This window comes from Sulfoacidibacillus thermotolerans (genome assembly GCF_003144315.1).
GTDB lineage: Bacteria > Bacillota > Bacilli > Alicyclobacillales > SLC66 > Sulfoacidibacillus > Sulfoacidibacillus thermotolerans.
This window is the reverse complement of record NZ_MPDK01000040.1, coordinates 1-10,162: the sequence shown is the minus strand read 5'-3', so window position 1 is coordinate 10,162 and position 10,162 is coordinate 1. Positions and strand designations below refer to the sequence as shown.

At 42.8% G+C, this 10,162-nt stretch carries 9 protein-coding genes and 1 tRNA gene; 2 read left to right on the top strand and 8 right to left on the bottom strand.

Translation table 11 applies throughout. The annotated features are described in order from the left end of the window. Nucleotides 1-236 precede the first annotated feature (236 nt). Entirely contained in the window at nt 237-1,232 is a 996-nt protein-coding gene (locus BM613_RS13510; RefSeq protein ID WP_181363174.1) for an NAD(P)/FAD-dependent oxidoreductase, read from the top strand. 515 nt (nt 1,233-1,747) lie between these two features. On the opposite strand, the gene BM613_RS13505 is transcribed toward BM613_RS13510, so the two are convergent. From BM613_RS13505 to guaB, 8 genes are all read right to left on the bottom strand, one after another. Continuing rightward, nucleotides 1,748-1,826, bottom strand: a tRNA-Arg gene (locus BM613_RS13505). Nucleotides 1,827-2,018: 192 nt separating this feature from the next. Beyond that, the gene (locus BM613_RS13500) at nt 2,019-2,753 is read right to left on the bottom strand and encodes a GNAT family N-acetyltransferase (RefSeq protein WP_109431696.1); all 735 of its coding nucleotides are present in this window, start codon (nt 2,751-2,753) and stop codon (nt 2,019-2,021) included. A 191-nt stretch (nt 2,754-2,944) separates the two neighbouring features. Then, nucleotides 2,945-4,240 carry a serine--tRNA ligase gene (gene serS / locus BM613_RS13495; RefSeq protein WP_109431695.1) on the bottom strand — a complete coding sequence of 432 codons (1,296 nt, stop codon included), beginning with the start codon at nt 4,238-4,240 and terminating at the stop codon, nt 2,945-2,947. A gap of 59 nt (nt 4,241-4,299) precedes the next feature. Further along, complete coding sequence (locus BM613_RS13490) at nt 4,300-4,986, bottom strand: winged helix-turn-helix domain-containing protein (RefSeq protein ID WP_109431694.1); 687 nt, start codon at nt 4,984-4,986, stop codon at nt 4,300-4,302. A 67-nt stretch (nt 4,987-5,053) separates the two neighbouring features. Then, entirely contained in the window at nt 5,054-5,647 is a 594-nt protein-coding gene (gene pdxT, locus BM613_RS13485; RefSeq protein ID WP_109431698.1) for a pyridoxal 5'-phosphate synthase glutaminase subunit PdxT, read from the bottom strand. Then, on the bottom strand, nt 5,647-6,534 hold the full coding sequence (pdxS, locus tag BM613_RS13480) for a pyridoxal 5'-phosphate synthase lyase subunit PdxS (protein ID WP_109431693.1): 888 nt from the start codon (nt 6,532-6,534) through the stop codon (nt 5,647-5,649). Before pdxS ends, pdxT begins: the two co-directional genes overlap by 1 nt. 121 nt (nt 6,535-6,655) lie before the next feature. After that, nucleotides 6,656-7,378: a glycerophosphodiester phosphodiesterase gene (locus BM613_RS13475; RefSeq protein WP_109431692.1), complete on the bottom strand. Its 723-nt coding sequence runs from the start codon at nt 7,376-7,378 to the stop codon at nt 6,656-6,658. Nucleotides 7,379-7,395: 17 nt separating this feature from the next. After that, on the bottom strand, nt 7,396-8,859 hold the full coding sequence (gene guaB, locus BM613_RS13470; RefSeq protein WP_109431691.1) for an IMP dehydrogenase: 1,464 nt from the start codon (nt 8,857-8,859) through the stop codon (nt 7,396-7,398). Between the two features lie 113 nt (nt 8,860-8,972). Here guaB and BM613_RS13465 point away from each other — a divergent pair, with 113 nt between their 5' ends. Continuing rightward, nucleotides 8,973-10,040 (top strand): YaaC family protein, encoded by a 1,068-nt coding sequence (locus BM613_RS13465; RefSeq protein ID WP_281267865.1) that lies wholly within the window; start codon nt 8,973-8,975, stop codon nt 10,038-10,040. Nucleotides 10,041-10,162: the final 122 nt, after the last annotated feature.

The following is a 10,162-nucleotide window of genomic DNA, read 5'->3' as shown; positions in this document are numbered from 1 at the left end:
ACGGTAGGTTTGTCGCCAACCCCCGTTCGGGACTTACACCCTAAAGATTCCGCCCATGCCGGGCGTACAATCACCAGAAAGGGTACCTCGGTTTTATCAAGGTACCCTTTCTACTGACCGCCGACAAATAGTCAATATGGACCGTATCATTTGATCCGAATATACCCTATAGGGTATATTCGGATCTGCTATACTGCGTGTAAACAATATCAGTCTTGATGGAGCGGAGGATTCTTATGAGTAATCTATATGATGTAGTTATTATCGGCGGGGGCGCCGGAGGTTTACAGACTGCAATTCATATGGGACGTTACGGATGGAAAACCCTAGTCATTGACAGAGGTAAAGGTCGCACTTTTTATTCCCCACAATACCATAACATACTGGGTTTCCCGGAGGGAATCTCTGGTGCTGAATTGTTAAAGAGAGGAAAACAGCAAGCCGCTCACTACGGGGTGGAATTTCTTACAAAAGTAGTTATAGATGTGAAGCAGGATGAAGATGGTCTGTTTACAATAAGCGCACAGCGTCGCAAAGAATACCGAGAAGGATCTAATCAGCAAATCACCATGGTTCGCGCCCGTAAGCTCGTTCTTGCCACCGGCATCATGGATCGCCATCCAAACGTTCCAGACGTATATCACTGGGCTGGCTATAGCATTTATTATTGTGCAGATTGTGATGGCTTTGAAGTCCGCAACAAAAAGGTCGTGGTAGTTGGAACGGGGGATGGAGTTGCGCATAAGGCAATGATGCTTTTAAACTGGTCACGCGAAATCACCGTTGTCAATGTCAATCCGCAAACGACGATAAACGAAGATCTTTTAGAGCAATTAAGGACATACAATATTCCTATTTACCATAGTCCTTTAAAGAAATTTATCGGCCAGAAGCGCGACCATATCGAAAAGGTCATTCTTCAGGACGGTACTGAAATTCAATCTGATCTCGTCTTTTCCGCACTTGGCATGTACAGTGTCCACTCTGAACTCGGTAAAAAGTTAGGCGTCGACACACTCGCTAACGGGCATATCATTGTCGACCCACGCACAAAACAAACTTCTGTTGCAAACGTTTGGGCCGTTGGAGATATTGTTGCACATTCGCAACAAGTCATGATCGCAATTGGTGAAGGGGCTCAAGCAGCGATATGGATTAATAAATCATTGCGTGCAGATGGACGATTGCCTGAGCTACAAGAGAGGGACGTCAAATCCGTGCACGCAACCTGAGATGAGAGGATGATTCACAGAAGCAGGCAGATGTGGCCTGGCGGTAGATCTGCCCGTTTTTCTTTCGTCGTACCAGTAGATTACCTTCACAGACCTACTCTTCTCAGGGCACATCTAAATGGGATAAATTCTGAAATAGCGCTTTCAACCTCAGCATAACATGGATCGTTTATGTAAACCTGAGCGTTTTGCAGAATTGATTGATCGGCGATTTAGAAAAAGTGTCTCGCAAAGTCACTATACTTATATTTTTTGTTATGTCTGATCGATTTGATCTGGTTTTTCAACACTCGCGTTCAGATACACGGCAGTGGTGACTTTCTCTATTCCACGAACGTGTAAATTGTTCACCACCCCATAATTCGAATCCGAGCAGGCGGCGGCGCAGTTTGCAGATGAATGGTTATCTGTTGAAACTGAGAAAGATGATACATCAGTCAAGTGACTTCTCTGCAGCCACAAGATAAAAAACGAATTCTCAAAGGGCTGAGAATCCGTACCATATAAAGATTTTTTGGCGCACCCGGAGGGACTCGAACCCCCGCAAGACGCGGTTTAGGAAACCACCGCTCTATCCACCTGAGCTACGGGTGCATAATGAATAATCACTGCACCCGAAATTATATCATGCTCAGCGAGTGGTGACAAACTACTTGTTAGCATGTTTTTCTCAACCCATCTATGTGCGTAGCTGGGGTTGAACGCATCTTCCTTTATAGGGAATATCCATACAACATCCGCTTTTACACACCTTCAACTTGCTTAACACTGCTACCTAATTAGACTTCATTCGACAGGTTGAGTAACAATGGGTTGAAGAGGTTTTATCATTACGATTGTTTGCGGTTGTAATTGGGGGCCTTCTACAAAACCAAGTGATTTTGCAAATGCCTGACTACGTTTATTCGTCGCTTGGATAAATACCTCCATTTCGACGGCGCCATAGGCACGTGCCTCTTGTTCAATTTGTCTCATGATTCTTGTTCCGTATCCTTTCCCTTGGTAGGGAGATGCAAGCACAAGTGCGCCGATATTCATTTTGCCACTGTCGTCTAGTACTGAACTAACATAGCCAGCAACTTGATCTTCTACAAGAATCATACGCGTTTGTGCCGAACGAACGTAATTTAAGACCGTCATCATATCCAGATCGATGCCATATGTCTCTTTGAAAATTGGGGCAATCTCATCTTGTGTAAACTTCGTAATCATTGCTTCATCTTCAAAAGTAAAGGATCGCAAATAAATCTTTGTAGGCTCATTCGAAGAACTTTGATTTTGTGAACTTCCAGGCACTGTCGGAGTCATATCTTGTGCCGCTGTAGCTTCCTTAGCAGAAGCAACATGAGCATCATGCCTCGGTTTTGTATTTGGATGCCGTGTGCGTTGCTTCTTTGCCGTACTCTTACGTGAAGCAGCAGAACCTGCTGTAAGAATCGGTTGAATACCAGATTGTGTTTTTGTCGAAGAATCTTCTATGTGATTCAAAATAATTCTTGGGCCCGTTTTTTTTGTCACCACAGATCTTCTCTCCTTATTGAATCCTTTTTAAATGAGCATCACGACAGGACACCGCTCTCGATACGACACTATATGCACGCTCTCATGAATACGCGCCCAAAAATAATAAAAAACGCGTAGCAAATGCTACGCGTAGAAGCAACCTGACAGATTTGCAAGGGGTCTCTATTCCCCCGGAAATACCGGGTATATCAAGTAACGACAGGAGAAATTCGTTCTATACCACCTAAATATGGACGTAGCACCTCAGGAATTCGTACAGATCCATCCGCTTCTTGATAGTTCTCAAGAATAGCAGCGACCGTACGACCCAATGCAAGTCCAGATCCATTTAATGTGTGAACAAATTCTGGTTTTGCCTTCTCTGTCCGACGGAATCGAAGATTTGCTCGCCTCGCTTGAAAATCCTCAAAATTACTGCACGAAGAAATTTCTCGATACATGTTAGCCGATGGCAACCATACCTCTAAATCATACTTCTTCGTTTCTTTAAAGCCCAGATCCCCTGTACAAATTTCAATTACACGATATGGTAATTGTAAGCGCTGTAAAACAACCTCTGCATCATGCACAATCAATTCTAATTCCTGATAAGACGTTTCAGGTGCAACAAATTTAACTAACTCCACTTTGTTAAATTGATGCAATCGAATCAAACCACGTGTATCTCTACCAGCCGCCCCTGCTTCCGAACGAAAACTGGCACTAAATCCAGCATATTTTATAGGCAATGCATTTCCTAAAAGAATTTCATCTCGATGAAGATTCGTGACAGGTACTTCAGCTGTCGGAATTAAAAAATAATCTAGATCATCAATTCGAAAAACATCTTCTTCAAATTTCGGGAGATTCCCCGTCCCCACCATACTTGTCCGATTTACTAAATAAGGAGGCCAAACCTCTACATAACCATTTTCTGAGGTTTGAATGTCCATCATAAAATTTAACAACGCCCGTTCTAAACGCGCACCTAGACCAATATAAAACACGAAACGAGAGCCTGTTACTTTCGAAGCCCGTTCAAAATCAAGAATCCCCAAATTTTGACCGATCTCCCAATGCGGTTTAGGCTCAAATGCAAAATTCGGAATTGCACCATAACGCCTGATCTCCGGATTATCCTCCTCTGATTTTCCATAGGGGACAGATTCGTGTGGAAGATTAGGTAAACGCATGAGAATAAATTCAATCTCTTCATCCAAGCCTCGAATTTTATCATCTAATTCTTTAATTTGATCACCAATAAGGCGTGTTTCTTCAATTAAATCAGAAGCATCTTCACGATTTTTTTTGCGAACAGCAACCTCTTGTGACATGGCATTTCGGCGTGCGCGAAGCGTTTCAACTTGTGCCGTAAACTCTCTCCATTCGCGATCAAGCGTTGCAAAACGGTGAAATAAATTCCACGTCTCTTCAGACTCATTGCGCCTTGTCAGTGCTTCTTTAACCCGTTCTGGATTTTGGCGCAAAAGCTTGGCGTCTAACATGAATTCCACTCCTTATACTCATAAAAAGACTATATCTTGAACCGTATAGCGTTTCATCTTTAATCTGAACTTGTTGGTGATCGTAACATATTTACATCGCCAAGAAATGCATACCCCATACCTCGTGAAGATACAATCAATCGTGATTTCAAAGAATCATCTTCAAGTTTTTCCCTTAACCGCGAGATGTAGACATATAGATCTTCCTTTTTTCCTACTCCCGTATCTCCCCAAATGGTATGTACCAATTGTTTTGCAGATACATAGTGGCCCTTTGCTTCAATTAATGCGCGAAGTACCGCCATTTCTGTTCGTGTCAATACAATTCTCCTGCCATGCATAACAACAAGGGATTCACCAAAAGATGGAATAGCAAGAGTATGCCGCGGTTGAGACAACCGATCTTGTTTAACCCGTGCAAGAATCTTTAAGACATCTACAGATAATTTCTCCTGAGTTCCTTCGATTACACCATATAAGTTTGGAACTAACTCTTTAAAACGTTCCGCCCCATGGGCAATAAGCACCAGATCTGTGTTCTCAAATTTAGATATCTCTCTCCATTTTGCGTATTCAGACCGTGTGGGATAAAGCGCTTCGTAAAACATCACATCAAGTTTTAAATCGCGGCAAGTCGTTGTCAAGGAGGAACTCATATCTAACTGTATCACTCTGTAATCATGAGGAATAACAGAAAGCAGCATTGAAGCTAATGACTCACTTTTACAGGCGACTCCAATGTGCAAAGGACATCCCTCCTTCTATAGACTGTAACTTTGCCATGAATGAGGGAGGTTCCCCTCCCTCACGATGTTACTTAGCTTGGTATGACTCAGCCATCTGTTTAAAATACTGATGCATCCGCAGATCATCTGTAAGTTCTGGATGAAAGGCTGTAGCAAGCAGGTGATTTTCTCGTACGGCAACAATGCGATCATCCAGTGTTGCAAGTATTTGTACACCTTGTCCTGCTTTGACAACGTGAGGCGCACGAATAAACACTGCAGGAAATGGATCTTGATTCATTCCCTCAACAAAAATGTCAGCTTCAAAAGAATCCCGTTGTCTGCCAAAACTATTTCTATTAACCAAAACATCCATTAGAGCTAGATGTGGCTCCTCTGATCCCTCAATTCGCTTCGCCAACAAGATCATTCCTGCACACGTACCAAATATAGGTAATCCTTGTTGGGATGCTTCGATGATCGGCTCAAACAAACCGTATTTGCGGATCAATTTTCCAATCGTAGTACTTTCTCCACCAGGTAAAATGAGACCATGCAGTCCTGTTAAATCATCTGCATGTTTCACTAATACAGGTTCAGCTCCAACTTTACTTACATGAATTGCGTGTTCCGAAACAGCACCTTGCACATTTAAAACACCAATTTTAACTGTCACACTCATCACCAACCGCGATCTGCCATCCGCTCATTTGCTTGCAGAGTAGAAAGCTCAATACCCTTCATTGGCGTCCCTAAATCTTTTGACAGTTTAGCTAGTAGATCATAATCTTTATAGTTCATCGTTGCTTCAACAACAGCACGACCAAATTTCTCAGGATTTTCAGATTTGAAAATACCTGAACCTACAAACACTCCATCGGAACCGAGTTCCATCATGAGCGCAGCATCTGCTGGAGTAGCTACACCGCCTGCCGCAAAGTTCACAACAGGTAATTTTCCGGTATTGTGCACTTCTAATAACAGTTCAAACGGCGCACCAATATTTTTAGCCTCGGCAACCAATTCATCCTCAGACATCGAAACGACCTTGCGGATCTGACCTTGCACCATGCGAATATGTTTTACTGCTTCTACAATATTCCCTGTGCCAGGTTCCCCTTTGGTCCGAATCATAGATGCACCCTCTGCAATTCGACGCAATGCTTCGCCTAAATCGCGCGCCCCACACACAAACGGTACCGTAAAATCACGTTTGTTGACGTGAAATTTGTCATCCGCTGGAGTCAAGACTTCACTTTCATCAATATAATCTACCCCGAGTGATTCGAGAATCCTCGCTTCCACGACATGACCAATACGACATTTCGCCATCACAGGTATAGAGACGGCTTTCATGACTTGCTCAATAATACTTGGATCAGCCATGCGAGCCACACCACCTGCAGCGCGAATATCAGAAGGCACGCGTTCAAGCGCCATCACAGCAACTGCTCCAGCAGCCTCAGCAATTTTCGCTTGCTCTGCATTAATAACATCCATAATCACACCATTTTTCTGCATCTGTGCCATTCCGCGCTTGACGCGTTCCGAACCAACTGTTGTACCCATATTGCCCCTCCTATACGCTTCTCTCTGCGCTCTTTTAGCAAAAATTTGTTCATGAAATCCGAAGAATAGCTCATCCCTGAATTTCCTTCATGAATTATATCATAATGTGCACAATTCTTGGTTATCCCACCCCAAGGACACTGCGCAGTCGCTGTGGATGATTCGTAATTATGGCATCAATTCCCCATGTTTGAAACACTTTTGCCACATGTAAGTCATTGACTGTGTAAGGTCTAACTTTAATCCCCTGTTGTAAAGCTTCATTCATATAAGATGGAGTGACAGTCCGCCAATGTGGGTGAACAGCTTCAGCTCCAAACTGTTTAGCATAGCTCGGTGCAACCGGACTATATTTAGAACATAACAGCGCAATCGGCTGAACCTCATCCAACTCTTTAATTCGCAATAAACTCGGATAGTAAAAAGAGGAGATGGTCGTTCGATTTGTGAGCCCGTGGCGCTTAATTTCAGCTAGCACCTGCTCCTCGATGCCGTGATAAATCATTTTCCCCATCTTTAATTCAATATTAAGCGATAAAGAAGTTGATTCAACAAAAGATAGGACTTCTTCTAATGTAGGAATACGTTCTCCACGAAATCGCGCTGAAAACTTATACCCGGCGTCGAGTTGTCTGAGCCATGAAAAAGGCGCGGAATATACGTAACCGCGCCCTTGGGTTGTCCTGTTTACCGTCTCATCATGAATTACTACAAGCACACCATCCGCAGAGCGTTGAATATCAATTTCAATTGCATGAGCTCCAGCTTCAAAAGCCTTAATAAAAGCTGCCATAGTGTTCTCAGGCGCGATTGCGCTCGCACCCCGATGTGCCCATATTTCCAAGAGTCATCCCTCATTAGTTATACACTATAATTTGGCGCCTCTTTAGTAATATGCACATCGTGAGGATGACTTTCACGCAATCCTGCCGCAGTGATCTTGATAAATTGGGCTTCGTTTTGTAACTGCTCAATCGTACGTGCCCCACAATATCCCATCCCCGCTCGAAGCCCACCTACCAATTGATATACAGTTTCACTTAGGGGTCCACGATAAGCCACTCGACCTTCGATTCCCTCAGGGACCAATTTTTTATTTTGTTCTTGAAAATAACGATCCGAACTCCCAGCTTTCATTGCACCAATTGAGCCCATTCCACGATAAACTTTAAAACTGCGCCCTTGATAAATCTCCATCTCGCCTGGACTTTCTTCTGTTCCTGCAAATAAGCTACCAATCATGACAACACTTGCACCAGCAGCGATCGCTTTTGCGATATCCCCTGAATATTTAATACCGCCATCAGCAATAATCGGAATCCCATATTCCCTTGCTACAGATGCACAATCATATATGGCTGTAATTTGCGGAACTCCAATGCCCGCAACTACACGCGTCGTACAAATTGAGCCGGGCCCAATTCCAACTTTTACCGCATCCGCCCCTGCTTCGATTAAATCACGCGTGGCCTCTCCTGTTGCAACATTTCCAGCAATTAAGTTTAACTCAGGATATTTGGCGCGCAATGTTTTTACCATTTGAATAACGCCTTCAGAATGTCCATGCGCAGTATCTACGACAATCGCATCGACACCTGCTTGTACTAATGCTTCTGCGCGATCTAACGCGTCACCACCAGTAGAAACAGCCGCTCCAACAAGTAACCTCCCATGCCGATCCTTTGCAGCATTTGGGAATTGTTTTGCTTTTTCAATATCCTTAATTGTAATGAGACCTCGCAACACACCTTCTTCATCTACGATTGGAAGTTTCTCTACTTTATGTTGTTGCAAGATGTCTTTTGCTTTCTCCAACGTAGTTCCCACAGGCGCCGTGATCAAGGGTTCACGTGTCATGACTTCACCAATTGATCGGCTATAATTTTTCTCAAAACGCAAATCGCGATTCGTTAAGATCCCAACCAACCGCCGTTCTCCATCCACGATAGGTACACCAGAAATTCGATACTTCGCCATGATTGCTTCTGCATCATAGATCGGATGATCTGGTGTTAGATAGATGGGATCCGTTATTACACCGCTCTCTGAACGCTTAACCTTATCGACCTCCTCAGCTTGTTCTGAGATCGATAAATTCTTATGAATAATTCCCATGCCACCCTCTCTTGCTATGGCAATCGCCAGCTTGGACTCTGTAACAGTATCCATACTGGCGCTAATCAACGGAATATTTAATTTTATTCTTTTCGTCAAAAAGGTAGACAAATCGACATCTCGCGGTAATACATTAGATCGAGCCGGAAGCAATAACACATCATCAAATGTGAGACCCTCCGCTTTAAATTTACTTTCCCAGCGGTTCACAAATAAACCTCCTCAGTTTGGATACAACCTAAGATTCCGGTAGATATTATGTGTAAGTCTACATAGCCAGATAGACCATGTCAACTCTAAGCTGAAGGGAATAATTGAAGTTTATGGACAAATTCATCCACCCATTTTCATTACAATCATTTGAGAATCCCCTAGTCGTTAAAGATACCATTCGATTTATTCATCGCCATCATGAGCACACTAAACCTTCCTTTGATAGTTACTATGCACTATCTAACAGCATACGGCAAATGAACATCTTACTTACCGACGCAGCAAAATGTTCAATCAGAACTCGCCCTATCCTTCTGTATTATGCTCTGAATCACTTAGCGAAAGCGGTAATTATTTTAACCTACCCCCAATTCGACCATTTGCGGCATGTTCAAAAGCATGGCATCTCAATAAAAACCCCAAAAAAGAGGATATATTCATATTTGGAAGATATAATTCGCATTGAAAAGCACGGGACATTTATCGCTTGGTATGAAGCCATGCACGATCTATACCAACTTCAAAAGGGATTGGGAGAAACTGATTTACTCCCTAATGATCCATCTTCCATAGCAGGTATACAGATCCAAATAAGCGAACTATGGTCTATGGTTCCACAAAGTTCACTGTTTCAACAATTAGGATTTGTAACACAGAAACTATATGCAGATACAATTCAATATCACAATCAAAAGAGAATTTTTATTCTACCTAGACATCAACTCGCCGAGTGGAAAATAACCATCGAACAATTCGATCAATGGATTCATCGAATCGATCCGATAAAAATGATTGAAACTATGCAATTTCATGATGAAATCATTCATCTAGAGTTGGATGTGGACAAAACAATAAGAGTAGGTCGTACGCCCTTTTACTTTTTGAATGAATGCGAGTCATATTCCGAAATACTAAAATCAACACATCAAACAGAAGTACTTTATCTGATAGGTCCCCAACTTCCATGGCCCTATACCTTACAGCACTATTTCCAAGAACCATTCATCCATTTTATTCTCTTATTTCACTTAAGTATGCTGAGTCGTTATTATCCATTAGAGTGGAATGATATCATAGGTGATGAGACAACCCTAGAATCTATAAGTATTCAAATGTTATGTAAACGAACGGAAAACATGATTCATGAGTATGTCAGAGATTTATTTGCGATGCATTGAGAACACGATGACTTGATAGCAGTAGACACCCAGCAAAAGGCACACGCTCTGTTACTTTGCGTGTGCCTTTTGCGTAGTGTATCGATGTTGTCTGGCAACGACCTACTCTCCCAGGACCCTGC